Origin of the sequence: Pseudomonas fluorescens, assembly GCF_902497745.1 — a bacterium.
Lineage (GTDB): Bacteria > Pseudomonadota > Gammaproteobacteria > Pseudomonadales > Pseudomonadaceae > Aquipseudomonas > Aquipseudomonas fluorescens_BM.
This window is the reverse complement of sequence record NZ_CABVHJ010000021.1, coordinates 59,301-75,644: the sequence shown is the minus strand read 5'-3', so window position 1 is coordinate 75,644 and position 16,344 is coordinate 59,301. Positions and strand designations below refer to the sequence as shown.

General features: G+C 61.3%; 16 protein-coding genes. 6 read left to right on the top strand and 10 right to left on the bottom strand.

Annotated features, from left to right (window positions below):
• Window positions 1–78: 78 nt before the first annotated feature.
• From F8N44_RS25805 to F8N44_RS25785, 5 genes are all read right to left on the bottom strand, one after another.
• Window positions 79–867, bottom strand: coding sequence for a molecular chaperone (locus tag F8N44_RS25805; protein WP_150652283.1), 789 nt, complete (start codon window positions 865–867; stop codon window positions 79–81).
• Between the two features lie 34 nt (window positions 868–901).
• Window positions 902–1,402, bottom strand: a complete 501-nt coding sequence (locus F8N44_RS25800) for a spore coat U domain-containing protein (RefSeq protein WP_150652282.1) — start codon at window positions 1,400–1,402, stop codon at window positions 902–904.
• A gap of 4 nt (window positions 1,403–1,406) precedes the next feature.
• The gene (locus F8N44_RS25795; RefSeq protein WP_150652281.1) at window positions 1,407–1,943 is read right to left on the bottom strand and encodes a spore coat U domain-containing protein; all 537 of its coding nucleotides are present in this window, start codon (window positions 1,941–1,943) and stop codon (window positions 1,407–1,409) included.
• Window positions 1,944–1,963: 20 nt separating this feature from the next.
• The gene (locus tag F8N44_RS25790; protein ID WP_150652280.1) at window positions 1,964–2,497 is read right to left on the bottom strand and encodes a spore coat U domain-containing protein; all 534 of its coding nucleotides are present in this window, start codon (window positions 2,495–2,497) and stop codon (window positions 1,964–1,966) included.
• A gap of 99 nt (window positions 2,498–2,596) precedes the next feature.
• Window positions 2,597–3,100 carry a spore coat U domain-containing protein gene (locus F8N44_RS25785; protein ID WP_412071555.1) on the bottom strand — a complete coding sequence of 168 codons (504 nt, stop codon included), beginning with the start codon at window positions 3,098–3,100 and terminating at the stop codon, window positions 2,597–2,599.
• A 304-nt stretch (window positions 3,101–3,404) separates the two neighbouring features.
• Between F8N44_RS25785 and zapE the strand changes: the two genes are divergently transcribed.
• Window positions 3,405–4,535: a cell division protein ZapE gene (gene zapE / locus F8N44_RS25780; RefSeq protein ID WP_150652278.1), complete on the top strand. Its 1,131-nt coding sequence runs from the start codon at window positions 3,405–3,407 to the stop codon at window positions 4,533–4,535.
• A gap of 215 nt (window positions 4,536–4,750) precedes the next feature.
• Window positions 4,751–6,064, top strand: coding sequence for a leucine-rich repeat-containing protein kinase family protein (locus F8N44_RS25775; protein WP_150652277.1), 1,314 nt, complete (start codon window positions 4,751–4,753; stop codon window positions 6,062–6,064).
• A 112-nt stretch (window positions 6,065–6,176) separates the two neighbouring features.
• On the opposite strand, the gene F8N44_RS25770 is transcribed toward F8N44_RS25775, so the two are convergent.
• Complete coding sequence (locus F8N44_RS25770) at window positions 6,177–6,881, bottom strand: YebC/PmpR family DNA-binding transcriptional regulator (protein ID WP_099756686.1); 705 nt, start codon at window positions 6,879–6,881, stop codon at window positions 6,177–6,179.
• 221 nt (window positions 6,882–7,102) lie between these two features.
• Here F8N44_RS25770 and F8N44_RS25765 point away from each other — a divergent pair, with 221 nt between their 5' ends.
• The gene (locus F8N44_RS25765; protein WP_150652276.1) at window positions 7,103–8,500 is read left to right on the top strand and encodes a type VI secretion system Vgr family protein; all 1,398 of its coding nucleotides are present in this window, start codon (window positions 7,103–7,105) and stop codon (window positions 8,498–8,500) included.
• 21 nt (window positions 8,501–8,521) lie between these two features.
• On the opposite strand, the gene F8N44_RS25760 is transcribed toward F8N44_RS25765, so the two are convergent.
• Together F8N44_RS25760 and F8N44_RS25755 are read right to left on the bottom strand one after the other, a co-directional pair.
• Window positions 8,522–9,913, bottom strand: a complete 1,392-nt coding sequence (locus tag F8N44_RS25760; RefSeq protein ID WP_150652275.1) for an FAD-dependent oxidoreductase — start codon at window positions 9,911–9,913, stop codon at window positions 8,522–8,524.
• 72 nt (window positions 9,914–9,985) lie between these two features.
• On the bottom strand, window positions 9,986–11,311 hold the full coding sequence (locus F8N44_RS25755) for an MFS transporter (RefSeq protein ID WP_150652274.1): 1,326 nt from the start codon (window positions 11,309–11,311) through the stop codon (window positions 9,986–9,988).
• A gap of 281 nt (window positions 11,312–11,592) precedes the next feature.
• Here F8N44_RS25755 and F8N44_RS25750 point away from each other — a divergent pair, with 281 nt between their 5' ends.
• Entirely contained in the window at window positions 11,593–12,465 is an 873-nt protein-coding gene (locus tag F8N44_RS25750; protein ID WP_150652273.1) for a LysR family transcriptional regulator, read from the top strand.
• A 96-nt stretch (window positions 12,466–12,561) separates the two neighbouring features.
• On the opposite strand, the gene F8N44_RS25745 is transcribed toward F8N44_RS25750, so the two are convergent.
• The gene (locus F8N44_RS25745) at window positions 12,562–13,422 is read right to left on the bottom strand and encodes a LysR substrate-binding domain-containing protein (protein ID WP_150652272.1); all 861 of its coding nucleotides are present in this window, start codon (window positions 13,420–13,422) and stop codon (window positions 12,562–12,564) included.
• Between the two features lie 112 nt (window positions 13,423–13,534).
• Between F8N44_RS25745 and F8N44_RS25740 the strand changes: the two genes are divergently transcribed.
• Window positions 13,535–14,644 carry a 2-aminoethylphosphonate--pyruvate transaminase gene (locus F8N44_RS25740; RefSeq protein WP_150652271.1) on the top strand — a complete coding sequence of 370 codons (1,110 nt, stop codon included), beginning with the start codon at window positions 13,535–13,537 and terminating at the stop codon, window positions 14,642–14,644.
• Between the two features lie 142 nt (window positions 14,645–14,786).
• On the top strand, window positions 14,787–15,614 hold the full coding sequence (gene phnX / locus F8N44_RS25735; protein ID WP_127929002.1) for a phosphonoacetaldehyde hydrolase: 828 nt from the start codon (window positions 14,787–14,789) through the stop codon (window positions 15,612–15,614).
• 86 nt (window positions 15,615–15,700) lie between these two features.
• On the opposite strand, the gene F8N44_RS32050 is transcribed toward phnX, so the two are convergent.
• Complete coding sequence (locus F8N44_RS32050; RefSeq protein ID WP_263597112.1) at window positions 15,701–16,267, bottom strand: hypothetical protein; 567 nt, start codon at window positions 16,265–16,267, stop codon at window positions 15,701–15,703.
• Window positions 16,268–16,344: the final 77 nt, after the last annotated feature.

Below are 16,344 nucleotides of genomic sequence, written 5' to 3'. Positions count from 1 at the left end.
CGCGTTTTACGTCCGTCAATGGACTGAATCCTCCTGATACCGCTTTAGCCGCCGCCAGATGCCCGCGCTACGACTCACTCACTTGGCGGGCGGGATGTTCTGCACCTGTGCCGCGCCATTTACTCGTACCTGCAACGCCGAATCATTGGTCAGCGGCGTCGGTGCCGGCCAGCGCATCACCGCGCCCGGCAGCACGTAACCCAACAGCCCTTCGGCCAACGGTTTGCTCTGCCCGGCCTGTTTGATTGCCACGTCGGTCAACCGCGCATGCACCGCGCCCTGATTGCGTACTTCGACATAAGGCTTGCCGTCCACCGCCACCGTGCGCCAGCTCAACTGCGGCAGGCCGACACCTTTGGGGTCGCGCGCGCGGGTGCTGTCTTCTTTGCTCCACAGCCCGGCGCCATAGGCAAACAGCGGCACCGAGTAACGCATCTGGAAACGGATCGCCGCAGCGGTTTTGCCACCGTCAGCGCTCGCTGGTTGTGCGGAAGGAATTTCATCGATGATGATGCGGTAGGCCAGTTCCTGCCCCGGCGGCACCTCTTTGGTCCGGGTCAGACGCACCAATTGTTTCTGCCCCGGTTCGATCTTCGCCACTGGCGGGCTGCCGATCACGTCGCGCTGATTCTGGTACTGTTCGGCGAAACCACTCTGGCTCCAGCCAAATACGCGGATCTGCAGATTGGCGGTTTCGCTGCCGCGGTTCTCCAGCCACAGCGCACTGGCCTGTTGATCGGCCTCCAGCACCGGATCGATCGGCCAGATCAGCACCGAACTTGCAGCGTTTACAGAACTCATCCCCAGCATGAGCAAGGCTGCTATCGCGCAAATCCCAAGCGAACGCCCTGACGTGTAACACTGCATAAACCTGCTCCTTGTCGGCAATCCTGACTTCGCCTCACCACGACAGTTGCACCTGCAACACGTCGCTGTATGTCCCCCCAGGCTGATTGCCCGGCAATTGCACCTGACCGTAGATCGGCAGGCTGATGTTGTTTGCATCGCTATACGCCACCGCCACACTCTGGCCAATGCCCAGGCTCTGGCTGTAGGCCGCATCGCGAAACAGTGCATAGGCCACCCGCGCACTGCCGCTGTTGACCTGCATGTGCCGGCCGCTGTTGTTGTACTGGCCGCCATCGACGCTCATGTTCAAGGTCACGCCCGGCGTACATTGCAATTGCACACCCCCCGTCAGCGCGACCTGCACCGTGCCGGTGGCCAACGCTGAACGTGAACCGAAATTCAGCCCGCCATAGTTCGACACCCCGCCCACCACCAGACATCCCGCCGTGACCGTGGCGCTGACCTGAAAGCTCTGGCTGGTCGCGGCGGTCAGCGGCAGCGGCGCACTCCCCGCACAGAACAGGAGCAGCGCGGCACAGCCATGGCGGCGCATGGCATCAGAACGTCAGTTCAACAGCGACGGTGTCGGTGTAAGTCCCCGCCGGTAAACCGGCCTTGCCCACCGCCTGACCGTAGATGTTCACCGTCTGCGCGACACCAGTGCTGGCGGCAAGGTTGATCGTCCCGTCGATCGCCAGCAGTTGCGAGTGCCCGGCGTCGGTGTACAAGTCGTACGGCACGTAATTGGCAACGCCGTCGTACAGCGCCCGCGTGCCGCCCGGCGACATTCCGTCATGGGCACCGGCGCGCACTTTGACCGTCGGCGTGGTGCCGCTGGAGCAGAGAATCGACAGCGCTCCGCCGCCACCGCCCAACACTTGCCCGGTGGCGGTGGTGAACAGGCTGTTGGCGGTGCCGAAGTTCAACGCACCGAAGTTCAGACCGGTCGAACCGCCGGCGCCGTTGACCTGGCAGCTGCTGATCAGAATCAGGCTGGAGGTGATCTGGCCGGTGACCGTGGTGGCAGCGTTGGCACTGGAAACCAGCGCCAGGCCGAGCAGTGACAAACCTATCCTTGATGCAAACATACGCATGGTGTCCGTCCTCTACGGGGTTACCAGTCGAGCGTCACCGTCAGGGTGTCGGTATAGACCCCTGCCGGCACCGCGCGGGTATTCGCCACCACCGAGCCAAATACCGGAATGGGTATCTGCGCAGCGCTGGTGACAGCGAAATTGTGTTGCTGGCCGATGCTGTAGCTCCGGGCGCCGGAGGGATCGACGAACAGCTGATAGGGAATGGTCTGGCGACCGTTGCTCAGGCGCCGGGTGTTGCCGTCACCGTGGGTGCCGCCATCGATAGTGACGGTGAAGCCAGTGACCGACGGATTGCAGGCGACGTTGAGCTTGCCGCTGCTGCCGCCGTCAAGACTGGCCTTGATCGGCGCGTTCCAGGTGGGCCCTTGCAAGCCGAAATCGAGGGTGCCGAGGTCGCTGACCGGGCTGGCGGGAGTGCTGGTGTTGGTGACTTCGCAGCCGGCAATCAGGATCAGCCGCGCATTGATCTGCCCGCTCATCGCCGCTTGCGCGTCTTCGGCGAGCAAGGCCAGCGTACCTGCTGCCACCACTATCCAGTGTTTACCTGTCATTGCGCCCGTCCCTGCTCCTTTACGCTGACTCGATCACCGCGCTCATCATCGAACGCCTTCCTTGCGCACCCGCGTCCATCGGCTGCCTTGAAACCACGATCACCAGGTGACCGTCACCTTGACCAGATCCGAGTAACGGCTGACCTGTGGCACTTCGGCCAGCGGCTCGATCCGCGCGTACAACGGTAATTCCACGGTGCCGCTGTCCGGCACCCGCCCGCTGACCGGTACATCCACCACCAGCGGCACCCGCCTGGCCGCGTCCTGATACAAGCGGTACGGAATTGGCTTGCTGCCAGCCGCCCCCGCCATGTAACGGACTTCCCCGACACCGCCGTGCAGACCGCCGTCGACGCGCATCTGGTACGGCGTGTCCGGGTTGCACTCCAGCCGTGGCAGACGTTGATTGGTCAGCGCCGCTGCCAAAGGCCCCGCCGGGTCGTCAAGGCGCGCGGTGCTGCCGAAGTCGAGCACACCCAGTTGCTCGATGCCGGCCTGCCGCTGCTGGCCCACCAACTGGCAGCCGCGCTGCACATCGACGCGCACTTCAACCTGAAGATCTGCCGCATAAACAGGCGTAACGAGTACCCCCAGCAGGCCCATGACCACCCGTATATTCACTGCGCCGTTCCTTGTCAGCGATCGCTTGCGACGTCGTTTCTGTGATTGAGGTTAGCAACGGTCGACGATTCCGCCAGTCGATTGGATCCATGGATCGCCCGGGATATGTTTCGAAAGGTTGGCAAGTGGTCGGGCCAAGTCATTGAAAATAGCTGTACGTGCCGGACAAATTTGTTCAATAACCGCCCACTCTCGATCCGCCGTGGTGGCTGGCCAACCCGGCGTCTGGTTACACTGTGTCGCCGCGCTCCCGGGAGCGGTTTTGACGAACACGGAGACGCCCACAGTGCCTGCCCACCTGCCGAAACGATCGCGACTGATCCAGCGCTGGCCGGCGTTGCGCCGCTGGCTCGGCAAAGGTTTTCCGGCCAGTGCCGGGCGTGACGCCAGTGCCCAGTCGATCCGCGATTACTTCCGGGACAAGGCCAGCGCTCAGGGCTACACCCTCAGCCATAGCCAGCAGCGCGTCATCGATTGCATGGCGCAGCAGGCCAGTCTGCTGATTGGCGCCAGTAGCCGAACCGCGCCGAGCCTGTATCTGTTCGGCGCCGTCGGACGTGGCAAGAGCTGGCTGCTCGACGGCTTCTTTCAGGCCCTGCCGATCACCCAGAAACGGCGCCTGCATTTCCATCAGTTCTTCGCGCAATTGCATCAAGGCATGTTCAGCCATCGCGCGCAGGACGATGCTCTCGAATCGACCCTCGACGAACTGCTGCAGGATTGCCGGGTGCTGTGTTTCGACGAATTTCATGTGCATGACATCGGCGATGCCATGCTCATCACCCGACTGTTCAAGGCATTGTTCAAACGGCGGATTCTGCTGCTGGTGACCTCCAACTATGCGCCTGAAGGCCTGCTACCCAATCCGCTCTATCACGCCCGTTTCAAACCAGTGATCGAGCTGATCAATGCGCACATGCAAGTGATGGAAGTTGGCGGCCCGCATGATTACCGCAGTCACACGCGCCACTCTGCGCAGCAGATATTCACTCAAGGGCATTACGTGTGGCCGGCCACGCCAGCGCAACGCACCGCTCTGGAGCTGCCGCCGGCTGATACGCCAGCCATTCAGTTATCCGTCGGCACCCGGCAGTTTCAGGCTCGATTGTGTGAAGAGCGGCGTGTTGGTTTTACCTTCAACGATCTGTGTGAACAGCCAACGGCGGTCATGGATTATCTGGAGCTGTGCCGACGTTTCGACCGCTGGATCATTGATGATCTTCCGGAACTGGGAGAATGCTCGATCGCTGCGCAACAACGCTTCATCAACCTGATCGACGTGCTGTACGACCAGGACAAACACCTGACGCTGCTCGGTCGACTGCCGTTGCGTGAAAGCCTCGACGGCCATGCCATAGACCTGGCGCGCACACGCAGCCGGTTGGGGCAATTGCAAGAGATACACGATAACGACTGATCACACAGCTCATGTGGGAGCGAGCCTGCTCGCGAAGACGGGGTGTCAGTCAATACATAAGCGGCCGACATTCCGCTTTCGCGAGCAGGCTCGCTCCCACAAAAGGCAGCTGAAGTTTCGCCACCTACCCAATTTCAAATCCGGGTATTGCCGTTATCATGTCGCCCATCCTCAGCGCCCCAGCGGCGCGCCCCTGATCAATAGCGAACACCAACATGCACACCCTTGCTCAATTACGCGCCGGCGAGTTGTCGGGCATTACGCGACTGGACCTGTCTTGTGGCCTGACCGAATTCCCGCGCGAGATTTTCGACCTGGCCGATACGCTGGAAATCCTCAACCTCAGCGGCAACGCCCTGAGCAGTCTGCCGGATGACTTGCACCGTCTGACGCGCCTGCGCGTGCTGTTCTGTTCCGACAACCCGTTCACTGAACTGCCAGCCTGCCTCGGCCAATGCGCGGCATTGACGATGGTCGGCTTCAGGGCCAATCGCATCGTCAACGTACCCGGTGCTGCCTTGCCGCCACAGCTGCGCTGGCTGATCCTGACCGACAATCGCATCGAACACCTGCCGAGCGAACTGGGTGAACGTCCTGCCCTGCAGAAACTCATGCTGTCCGGCAACCGTCTGCAAACGCTGCCCGCCTCGCTGAGCAACTGCCATCGGCTGGAGCTGCTGCGCATTTCCGCCAACCGCCTGACCGAACTGCCGCAGTGGCTGCTCGCGCTGCCGAGCCTGAGCTGGCTGGCCTACGCCGGTAACCCGCTGGAAACCGAGGCGGACGCCGCCGCGCTGCAGGCGACGGCGCAAATCCCCTGGTCGGCGCTGCGTCTGGAGCAACGCTTGGGTGAAGGCGCCTCGGGGGTGATTTCCCGGGCGAGCTGGCAGCGCGACGATGGCTCCGTGACGCCGGTCGCGGTGAAACTGTACAAAGGTGAAATGACCAGCGACGGCTCGCCGCTGCACGAAATGAATGCCTGCATCACCGCAGGTCTTCATCCCAATCTGATCCGCATCGAAGGGCGCATCAGTGACCATCCCCAGGGCCAGCAGGGATTGGTGATGCAACTGATCGATCCGTCGTTCGGCAACCTCGCTGATCTGCCAAGCCTGGCATCCTGCTCGCGAGATGTGTATGCCGATGATTGCCGGTTCAGCGGCGAAGTTGCGCTGAACATTGCCAAAGGCATCGCTTCGGCAGCCGATCACTTGCACCAGCAGGGCATCACCCATGGCGACCTCTACGGGCACAACATTCTGTTGAACGAGCGCGGCGATTGCCTGCTTGGGGACTTTGGCGGGGCGTCGTTCCATGCAGTCGCCGACACAGTAGAAACCCGCGCGTTGCAACGCATCGAAGTGCGTGCGTTCGGGATTTTGCTCGGGGAATTGCTGGCGCGCATCGACTCGGGGTTGAGTGATGAGCGGCGTGAGGCGTTAGAGGAGCTGGAGCGGCGTTGCTGTCAGGTGGATGTGCTGGCGCGGCCGGGGTTCGCTGAGGTCATGCGGCAGCTTGAGAATCTGTGACCGCTGCGCGGTCAATCGCTTGCAGGCTAGCTCGCACACTGGATCTGTGGTGTTCACAAATCCCCTGTGGGAGCTAGCCTGCTCGCGATGAGGCCATCAATGACGCAGTCGATCAGCCCGCCAGGCCAACGAACATGTCCTGCACGTCATCATGGTTGTCGAGGCCTTCGAGGAACGCTTCAACTTCAGCCATCTGCTCATCACTCAAACCGCTGACCGGGTTCTTCGGCTGGTAACCCAGCTTGGCCGACAGCACGGTGAAACCTTGCTCTGGCAGCGCCTTCTGCACCGAATCCAGATCGGTAGGATCGGTCAGAAACAGCGTCGCGCCGTCTTCGCCCGGCTCGAAATCCTGGGCACCGGCTTCAATCGCGGCCATTTCCGGATCGGCGTCCGGGGTGTCCGGCGAGGCTTCGATCATGCCGACGTGGTTGAAGTCCCAGGCCACGGAGCCGGAGGCACCCAGTTGGCCTTTACGGAACGCCACACGGATTTCGGCGACGGTACGGTTGATGTTGTCGGTCACGCACTCGACGATCAGCGGCACCTGGTGCGGAGCGAACCCTTCGTAGGTGACACGATGGTATTGCACGGTTTCACCCAGCAGACCGGCGCCTTTCTTGATCGCGCGATCCAGGGTTTCTTTTGGCATCGAGGCTTTCTTGGCCTGCTCGACCACCAGACGCAGATGTGCGTTGGTGGTGGTATCGGCACCGTTGCGGGCAGCGATGGTGATTTCCTTCACCAGTTTGCCGAAGATCTTGCCCTTGGCGTTAGCTGCCGCTTCTTTGTGTTTAACCTTCCACTGTGCGCCCATTACTCACTCTCTTGATCTGTGGCGCCGAGACATCTATTGGCCGACGCGTGGCGCCAAGTTTATACGGCCTAAAGTCGGCAATCGACCAAAAAAATGCAATGCAGAATCGACATCTTCACTAGAGCTTGTAGGGGGATTCTGAAAAACGGCTTTGACATGACCATTCAGCGCTGTGGTTTCGTACCCTCTCAGGCCCGTATTGCCTGACAGAGCCTGTTCGAATGCTCAATGACAAGGAAAGTCCTTTTACCCTGACCCTGACCGATAGCGGCCTGAGCCTGCCGGTGCTGCGTTTTCAAGGCGAAGAAGCGCTCAACCAGCCTTACCGTTTCGACATCGAACTGATCGGCCTCGCGCCCGCCATGGCGCCGGGTACATTCCTGCACCAACCGGCCTTTTTGCGTCTGGACGATCATCATGGGGTTCACGGCATGATCGACAGCGCCAGTTGCGAACATCGCGGCACGCACCGGATCGGCTATCGACTGACCTTGGTGCCACGTCTGCAAAGGCTGGCCCAACCGGGCAAGCGGCGGGTGTTTGTGCAACTGAGCGTGCCGCAGATTCTCCAGCAATTGCTCACGGAAAATGCCCTGCCCGTTGATGGTTACCGGATTGAAATGACCGTCGGTCAATACCCGGCCCGGCCGTTTTGCATCCAGTACGAAGAAAGCGATCTGGCGCTGCTGGACAGGCTTTGTGAAGAAGAAGGCATTCACTATCACTTCGAACACCGGGTCGACGGTCACGTTGTCGTGTTTGCCGATGACAGCCTGAGCCTGCCACAAATGCCGGCGCTGCTGCCGTTCAAGGTGTGCGAGCAAACACCGTCACCCTGCGTCAGTGCGCTGTTTCAGCACCATCACGCCGCGCCCATCGCCACGCTGCATACCGTGCGCAATCGAGGGCAGCAGACAAGCCGTGACGATGCAGCCAACCACGTCACGCCAATTGCCCTGCCGCCAATACCCTCCCTCGAACAACGTCACCACGAACAACGCAGCCGTCGACATCTGGAGAGGCAACGCGGTCAACATCGGACGATCAACGGCCGCAGTGACCGGGTCGGCTTGCTCAGTGGGCATCTGCTACAAGTGTCGGCGCATCCGGTCAGCCACTTCAATGAACAATGGCGGCTCACCGCCCTGCGCCATCACGGGCAGCATCCGTCGATTCTTGACCCTGGCCCAAACGTCCATCGTTACCACAACGACTTCAGCGCCCAGCCCTGGTCATCCGACTTTCGCCCGGCGCTCAGACAACCCCGGCCCAGCGTCGCCGGCTATCACCTGGCCCGGGTGCTCGGGCCTGCCGGGCAACCGGCGCAACTCGATGACCAGGGCCGAGTCGCCGTGCGCCTGTGGCCGTCGGATACCGAGCACACGCTTGATCAGCACGCGATCTGGCTGCCCATCGCCATGACCCGGAGCCATCGCCGAATCGCACAGGACGAATTGCCCTGCACCGGCAGCGAAGTGTGGGTGAGTTTCCTCGACAGCGATCCGGACCGGCCGATTCTGTGCCTGAGCAACTCACGCAACCCTACGCCTCGCGAGCCACCGCCCGCGCGCGACAACAGCTTGTTGCTGGACTGGCTGTTCAATAGCGATGCCCGCTGACTCCCCAGTGGAGGTCATCGATTAACCTTTGTCAGCCTTGCCCGCCGCCGCGGCGAATTTCGCCAGACGCACATCCAGATGCCGAGGTCGCCGCCCGTGATCCTCGGCGCGTTCCTTGCGGCGGATGGCGTTGCGCACCATCAGCGAACCGAGATAGCGGATCGGCTCCGGCGGGAAGTAACCCAACGGCCCGTTGACCAGCGGCGAGCGCGTCCACGGGTTATCGAGACCTTGCACCAGGGCGGCAAGAATCTGCCCGCCCATGTGGCACGGGCCGACGCCGCTGCCCGAATAACCGAAACCGTAAAACACATTGCCAGCGCTGCGCATCTGGCCGAAGAATGGCAATCCAGTGACCGAGCGATCGGAGGGGCCGTTCCAGGTAGCATCGACTTTCACATCGGCAAAGGCCGGAAAAAAGTCCGCGAGGCTGTTTTTCAGCAGGCCGGCATACGGCGACGGCTGATCGAACACCGGCAGCATGCGCCCACCAAACGCGAAGGTATTGCCGCCCTTGCCGAGCATGATCCGGCCGTCCGGGGTGTTGTGGTAGTAGTGCACGAAAATCCGCGAATCGAGCACGGTCACGCCGCTGGTCAAACCGATTTCCTGCAACAGCTCCGGGCGCGGCTCGGTGATCAGCATGTCGCTGGAAACGATTGCCACGCTGCGTTCGAACTGCGGGAAGGCACGGGCCATCCAGGCGTTCATCGCCAGCACCACGCGGTCAGCAACGATGCTGCCGCCCGGTGTTCGCAGGCGTGCGGGACGCCCTTCTTCCAGCCCGGTCATTGCCGTGCTTTCGTGAATCTTCACGCCCAATTGCAGCGCCACCCGACGCAACCCGCGCACCAGTTTGCCCGGTTGCACACTGGCCGCCGCCGGCGAGAACCAGCCTTCCAGATGCTTGCTCGAACCGGCCATGCGCTGCACATCAGCCACTGGACGCTGAGTGAACGAGTTGATTCCATTACGCTTCAGTGCGGCGATCACCGCATCGGTCGAGCCGACTTGCGCGCGATTGGTCGCGGTGTACAACGTGCCGTCGAGGCGGTAATCGGCATCGACGCCATACTGCTCACAGAACTCGCCGATCGCATGGATGCTGCGTTCCGATTCCTTGACCAGACGTACCGCTTCCTCGACACCAAACAGGCGCTCGAGGGTGAAATACTTCGCCGACCACGACAGCGCACAACCACCGTTGCGCCCGCTGGCGCCGGCACCGCAGATGTCCGCTTCGATCAGCAACACGTCGAGTTCGGGGTTCTGTTGCTTGAGCATGATCGCCGTCCACAACCCGGTATAGCCGCCGCCGACAATGCACACATCAGTGCGGACTTCGCCGTGCAGCGGCGGGCAGGTTTGCGAGGTATCGGCCTGCAAGGCCTGCTCAAGCCAAAACGGTCTCATGGGGTTTCTCCAGTCAGATGGCCACGACCCAGCCTGCCGCGAGCGCCGCAGCAGGCCGCGAGGCAAAGGGTTTCAGGAACGCAGGGGTTTGATCGTCAGCGGGCAATTGGGGATCGCGGCGCGCGGTTCCATCACCCCGACCGGGCGGCTGTTCCAGTGCGGAATCAGCACCAGCGCCGAGAACAGCGCACAACCGGCGAAGACGATGAACACCGTCACCGAGTCGAAGTAACCCGGCAGCAAACCGCCGAGCACCGCGCCGACCGAGCCGCAGCCGTTGACGAAACCGGCCGCCGTGGCGCCAGCCTTGGCTTTGCCGAAGTCGATCGCGGCGGCACCGCTGATCATTGAATCCGGGCCGTACAGGGTCAGGCCCATGACGAACAGCAACGCGACCACCAGCAAGACACTGCCGGTGTGCAGCGCGCCCATGAACAGCGCCAGCGTCACGGTCAGCGCCAACAGGCTCAACACGCAGGCCGGCATGCGCCGGGCACCGAACAGTTTGTCCGAGGCCAGGCCGATCAGGATCGGCCCGAGCAACCCGGCCAGTTCGAACGAGGTGGGAATGATCGCCGCGCCGACCTTGCCGACACTGGGCATCTGTTCAAAGACAATCACCGGGCCCCACAACAGAATCGCGTAACGCGCCGGTTTCAACATGAAATACGCCAGGCCCAGCACCAGCACCGTGCGGTTACGCAGGATTTCCTTCAACGGCTCCCAGACACTGAGCTTGCTGTTGGCTTCGGTTTCTGCCGCCGTCAGTTCAGGTTCCGGCTCGACCGCCGGCAAGCCGACGTCTTCCGGTTTGTTGCGCTGGAAGATAAAGAACAACACCGCGACCACAGCAACCACCACCGCGCTGGAAATGAACGCCGCGTGCCAGGTGCCCATCAAGGTATACGCCCACCAGCCAGCGAACGGCGACGCCACCAGACCACCGAACGCGTAGCAGGAACTCCATAACCCGAGCACTCGCCCGCGCTGCTGGGAGGGGAAAAAACTGCCGAGGTTTTTGCACAATCCCGACCATCCGGTGGACTGCGCCAAACCCTGAATCAACATACAAGTGGCGAAGATCGGCAACGTGGCGTAACTGCCCATCACCAGCGCCGCTGCGGCGGAAATCAGCAAGCCGCCGAGCACCACGACCCGTGGGCCAAAGCGGTCGGCGAGCATGCCCCAGGTGAACTGGCCGAGGGCATAAGCCGCCAGATAGATCGCATCGAGGTTGGCCATGGCCATCTTGTCGAGCATGAAGGTAGGGTCTTCGGCGATGCCGAGTTTGGCCACCGAAAACGCTTTGCGGGTGAAGTAGAAAGCGGCGTACGCCAGCCAGGTAATCGCGAAAATCTGCACGCGCCAACGCGCAATGGTGCCGATGTGCTTGTTCATGGTGGTTCTGACCTCAGGGTGTGAGTGTGCCGGCAGAATCGTTAAGAAAAACGCCTGTGTTTTTATTGTTGAGCACTGCGATATCACCCCGTCCCTACGGCGATATCGGTCAGATGAGTCCTGCTGTTGCACGCACAGGCTCATGGCCACCGTGCTGCCCGAGCGGGCAGTCAGCGATGGCGTGAGCCGATCAAAGCAATTACTGTTTAATAAATAAAATCGATTTATCGTATTTCACACATAAGCTCAGCTTGTTACTGACTTATCGATCAGGTGACTTCATGTCGGTGTCTCACGCCCAACTCAAAGCCTTCCACGCCGTGGCCGTGCATGGAAGCTTCACCAAAGCCGCCGAGCGCCTTTTTCTCACGCAACCGGCGATATCCGACCAAGTGCGCAAACTCGAAGAGCGTTTCGGCGTTTTGCTGTTCCACCGCAATAAACGTTCCGTGCGCCTGACCGACCTGGGCGAACGCTTGCTGGCGATCACCCAGCGCCTGTTCGTGATTGAAGCCGAAGCGCAGGAGTTGCTGCAGGAATCTCAGGCTTTACAGACCGGCAGCCTGATTCTCGCAGTGGATGCGCCAGTGCACGTGCTGCCGCAGATCGCGCGGTTCTGTGAGCGTTATCCGGGGATCAGCGTGAAGATCGAGACGGGCAATACCGATGAATCGCTGTTTCGTCTGTTCAACTATCAGGCCGATCTGGCGTTGCTCGGGCGTGATGTCAGCGATGAACGCTTGTTGTGCGTTCCATTGCGTAATGACCCGATGGTGGCGTTCGTTTCGCGCAATCATCCGTGGGCCGAGCGCGAATCGATCTGCCTGCAAGATCTGGATGACACGCCGCTGGTGTTGCGTGAGCACGGTTCGGTGACGCGGCAGACGCTGGAAGAAGAAATGGCCCGGGCCGGGTTTCGCATTCGCCCGGCGATTCAGGTCGAAGGACGGGAAGCGGCGCGCGAGGCGGTGGTGGTCGGGATTGGTGTCGGCGTGGTTTCGGCAGCAGAGTTTGGCGCGGATTCGCGGGTGTGTGCGTTGCCGATTATCGACTGCACGCGACGGCTGACGGAAACGCTGGTGTGTTTGCGTGAGCAGAGCAATCGACGGGTGGTGTCGACCTTCCTCGATATGGTTCGCGACAGTCTTGTGTGAACAGTTCTGGCCCCTTCGCGAGCAAGCTCGCTCCCACAGTTGAAATGCATTCCATTGTGGGAGCGAGCTTGCTCGCGAAGGGGGCGACTCGGTGTATCAGGCCGGCGCCAAGCCAAAGAACGCCTGAATCAGGCGCAACTCCCTCCGCCGCTCCATGCAGCCGATCATGTGCCGATTGACCAACCCAGCCCCGACAATCGGAATCGCCACCACCCTCGGGTCATGACTAACCTCAACCGACGACACCACACCAACGCCCAACTCAGCGGCAACAGCTTCGGTCACCGCCTCACGGCTGTCCAGTTCCAGCAAGACGCGCGGATGGATCGACGCCTGCGCACAGGCTTCATCAAACGTACGCCGGGTGATCGAACTCGGTTCACGGAGCACCATGATCACCTGATCCAGTTCCTTGAGTTTCACTTCACCGGCCCGCACCGCCCACGGATGCCCTGCCGGCACCAACGCGCAAATCCGTGATTCGCTCAACGCTTGCAGATGCAGGCCTTTGCGCGGCTCCACTTCGGTCAACACCGCCACATCGGCGTGTTCCGACAACAACGCCGCGAGGGTTTCCTGGGCATTGCCCAAACGCAGATTCACGGTGATCCCCGGATACCGCGCACGCAGGCTGGCGAGCATCGGCATGACCATGTGCGGCCCGTCAGCCGCCACTTCCAGCCGTCCGGTCAACAACTGCCGGTTGGCCTCGAGCATTGTCTGCGCCTCTTCCGCCAGACCAAACATCGCGCGGGTGATCGCCGCGAGTTTGGTGCCCTCCTCGGTCAGTTCCACCCGTCGCGCGGTGCGCCGCAACAAAGTGATCTGGTAGTGCTCCTCCAGCGCTTTGATGTGCCCGGTGACCGCCGGCTGACTGATGAACAAGCGCGCGGCGGCGCGGGTGAAGCTGCCTTCACGGGCCACGGCGTCGAACGCGCGGAGCTGGAATAGGTTCATGAATAACTCTCGCTGATGGCTGGCATAACAACAAACAATTTGATTGATGCAACGGCGAATTGCAACGTATGCCCCGTAGCTTCATCCCACAGCGCAATCCGAGGACACACGAATGAGTATCGCCGAACCCATCCTGCTCACTCCCGGCCCGTTGACCACTTCGGCCCGCACCCGCCAGGCGATGATGGTCGACTGGGGGTCATGGGATGACCGCTTCAACCAACTGACCGCCAGCCTGTGCGAACAATTGCTGGCGATCCTCAACGGCGCCGCCACTCACCACTGCGTGCCATTGCAGGGCAGCGGCACCTTCGCTGTTGAAGCGGCGATCGGCACCCTGGTGCCACGTGACGGCAAAGTGCTGGTGCTGATCAACGGCGCCTACGGCAAGCGTCTGGCGAAGATTTGCGAAGTGCTCGGCCGCTCGTTCAGCACTTTTGAAACGGCTGAAGACGAACCGACCACCGCCGCCGACGTCGACCGCCTGCTGCGCGCCGACAGCGACATCACTCACGTCGCGCTGATCCACTGCGAAACCAGCACCGGGATTCTCAATCCGCTGCCGGAGATTGCCCAGGTCGTAGCGCAACACGGCAAACGCCTGATCATTGACGCCATGAGCTCCTTCGGCGCACTGCCGGTGGATGCGCAACAAGTGCCGTTCGACGCGCTGATCGCCGCGTCCGGCAAATGCCTGGAAGGCGTACCGGGGATGGGTTTTGTCTTCGCACGTAAAGAGGCGCTGGCCGCTGCCGCTGGCAATTCGCATTCGCTGGCGATGGACCTGTACGACCAGCACGCCTACATGATGAAAACCGGCCAATGGCGCTTCACCCCGCCGACTCACGTGGTCGCGGCGCTGCACGAAGCGCTGCTGCAATACAACGAAGAAGGTGGCTTGCCGGCGCGGCATGCGCGTTACGCCGGCAACTGCCAGGCATTGATGGAAGAGATGGGCAAACTCGGTTTGCGCAGTTTCCTGCCGGCGGCGATTCAGGCGCCGATCATTGCCACGTTCCATGCGCCGCAAGATCCGCGTTATCAGTTCAAGGACTTCTACGAACGGGTCAAGGCCAAGGGTTACATCCTTTATCCGGGCAAGCTCACTCAGGTCGAAACCTTCCGCGTCGGCTGTATCGGCCATGTCAGCCCGGCGCAAATGCGCGAAGCCGTAGCGGCGGTCGGCGAAGTGCTGCGCGAGATGGAAGTCCTCGAAATCTGAATCACCACGATCCCTGTGGGAGCGAGCCTGCTCGCGAAAGCGGTCGCACATACAACATAGATGTCGACTGACACGACGCCTTCGCGAGCAGGCTCGCTCCCACATTTTTGAATTGCATTGCCTAATCAGGAATTTAATTGCCATGAACTACGAAAACCCAAACAAGCTGCAAGCCGCGATCCTCGACTGGGCCGGCACCGTGGTCGATTTCGGTTCTTTCGCACCGACGCAGATCTTCGTCGAAGCCTTCGCCGAGTTCGACGTGCAGGTCTCCATCGAAGAAGCCCGTGGCCCGATGGGGATGGGCAAGTGGGATCACATCCGCACGCTCTGCGATCAGCCGCAAGTGGCCGAGCGTTATCGCAAGGCGTTCGGCCGCACGCCGACCGATGACGACGTCACCGCGATCTACAACCGCTTCATGCCGCTGCAGATCGAGAAGATCGCCGAGCATTCGGCGCTGATTCCCGGCGCGCTGGAAACCATCGCCAACCTGCGCCAGCAAGGCATCAAGATCGGCTCCTGCTCCGGCTACCCGAAGCAAGTGATGGACAAGGTCGTCGAACTGGCCGCCAGCAACGGCTACGTCGCTGACCACGTGGTTGCCACTGACGAAGTACCGAACGGCCGCCCGTGGCCGGCTCAGGCGCTGGCCAACGTGATCGCGCTGGGCATCGACGATGTCGCGGCGTGCGTGAAGATCGACGACACCGTGCCGGGCATACTTGAAGGCCGCCGCGCCGGGATGTGGACGGTTGCGCTGATCTGCTCGGGCAATGCGCTGGGCCTGGATTACGCCGGTTTCCGTGCTTTGGGCAGCGATGAGCTGGCCAGCGAACGCAAGCGTATTCACGCGCTGTTCGAAGGCTCGCGCCCGCACTACATGATCGACACCATCACCGATCTGCCGGAAGTGATTGCCGACATCAACAAGCGCCTGGCCAACGGTGAGATGCCGCAAAACGCTTGAGGCAGAAAACGAAAACACCGCTGATGCATGACAATCAGCGGTGTTTTTTTGCGCTGTATATACCCAGGACAACGCTCGGCAATCAATTACTCCGAAACAAGATTGCCCTCTGCATCGTACGCCAGGCCATCGGGATGTTTAATACTTCCATCCGGCAACTGTTCAGTTCCATCTTCCCAAACAATACGTCCATCCGGATATTCAACGGTATTATCCGGCCAGATGATTCGCCCGTCCGGATACTCTACCCGGCCATCTTCATATTGAATGATGCCATCGGGACGCTTGATTGAAGTTCTATCGGCGTCGATCACACTACCGTCAGGCAGTGTGGTCGACCTATCGACATTGACTGTCGCACCGAGTGTCTGGATTAGCGCTATCAATGCCACCGGATCGACGTTGACGTTGATGGTCGGCCACGGCATTGGCGGCCGTTTGGCCTCGGTCGGCGTGGCAGGACTGGTCGGACGCACTGGTTTGGTCGGTGCCACAGGTTGGGAAGGCGCCACTGGCTTAGTCGGCGCTACCGGTTTGGTCGGTGCCACTGGCTTGGTCGGTGCTACCGGTTTGGTCGGCGCCACTGGCTTGGTCGGTGCTACCGGTTTGGTCGGCGCCACTGGCTTGGTCGGTGCTACCGGTTTGGTCGGCACAACCGGCCTGGTTGGAACTGCTGGCTTTGGTGTTGTAGTAGTAGGGCGAGGTTTCGAAATCGGTCTTTTCATATTAA

Bases quoted from the DNA above. Each gene is read 5' to 3' on its own strand.
- F8N44_RS25805 (WP_150652283.1), bottom strand. From the start codon at position 867: ATGCAGTGTTACACGTCAGGGCGTTCGCTTGGGATTTGCGCGATAGCA.
- F8N44_RS25800 (WP_150652282.1), bottom strand. From the start codon at position 1,402: ATGCGCCGCCATGGCTGTGCCGCGCTGCTCCTGTTCTGTGCGGGGAGT.
- F8N44_RS25795 (WP_150652281.1), bottom strand. From the start codon at position 1,943: ATGCGTATGTTTGCATCAAGGATAGGTTTGTCACTGCTCGGCCTGGCG.
- F8N44_RS25790 (WP_150652280.1), bottom strand. From the start codon at position 2,497: ATGACAGGTAAACACTGGATAGTGGTGGCAGCAGGTACGCTGGCCTTG.
- F8N44_RS25785 (WP_412071555.1), bottom strand. From the start codon at position 3,100: ATGGGCCTGCTGGGGGTACTCGTTACGCCTGTTTATGCGGCAGATCTT.
- F8N44_RS25775 (WP_150652277.1), top strand. From the start codon at position 4,751: ATGCACACCCTTGCTCAATTACGCGCCGGCGAGTTGTCGGGCATTACG.
- F8N44_RS25770 (WP_099756686.1), bottom strand. From the start codon at position 6,881: ATGGGCGCACAGTGGAAGGTTAAACACAAAGAAGCGGCAGCTAACGCC.
- F8N44_RS25765 (WP_150652276.1), top strand. From the start codon at position 7,103: ATGCTCAATGACAAGGAAAGTCCTTTTACCCTGACCCTGACCGATAGC.
- F8N44_RS25760 (WP_150652275.1), bottom strand. From the start codon at position 9,913: ATGAGACCGTTTTGGCTTGAGCAGGCCTTGCAGGCCGATACCTCGCAA.
- F8N44_RS25755 (WP_150652274.1), bottom strand. From the start codon at position 11,311: ATGAACAAGCACATCGGCACCATTGCGCGTTGGCGCGTGCAGATTTTC.
- F8N44_RS25750 (WP_150652273.1), top strand. From the start codon at position 11,593: ATGTCGGTGTCTCACGCCCAACTCAAAGCCTTCCACGCCGTGGCCGTG.
- F8N44_RS25745 (WP_150652272.1), bottom strand. From the start codon at position 13,422: ATGAACCTATTCCAGCTCCGCGCGTTCGACGCCGTGGCCCGTGAAGGC.
- F8N44_RS25740 (WP_150652271.1), top strand. From the start codon at position 13,535: ATGAGTATCGCCGAACCCATCCTGCTCACTCCCGGCCCGTTGACCACT.
- phnX (WP_127929002.1), top strand. From the start codon at position 14,787: ATGAACTACGAAAACCCAAACAAGCTGCAAGCCGCGATCCTCGACTGG.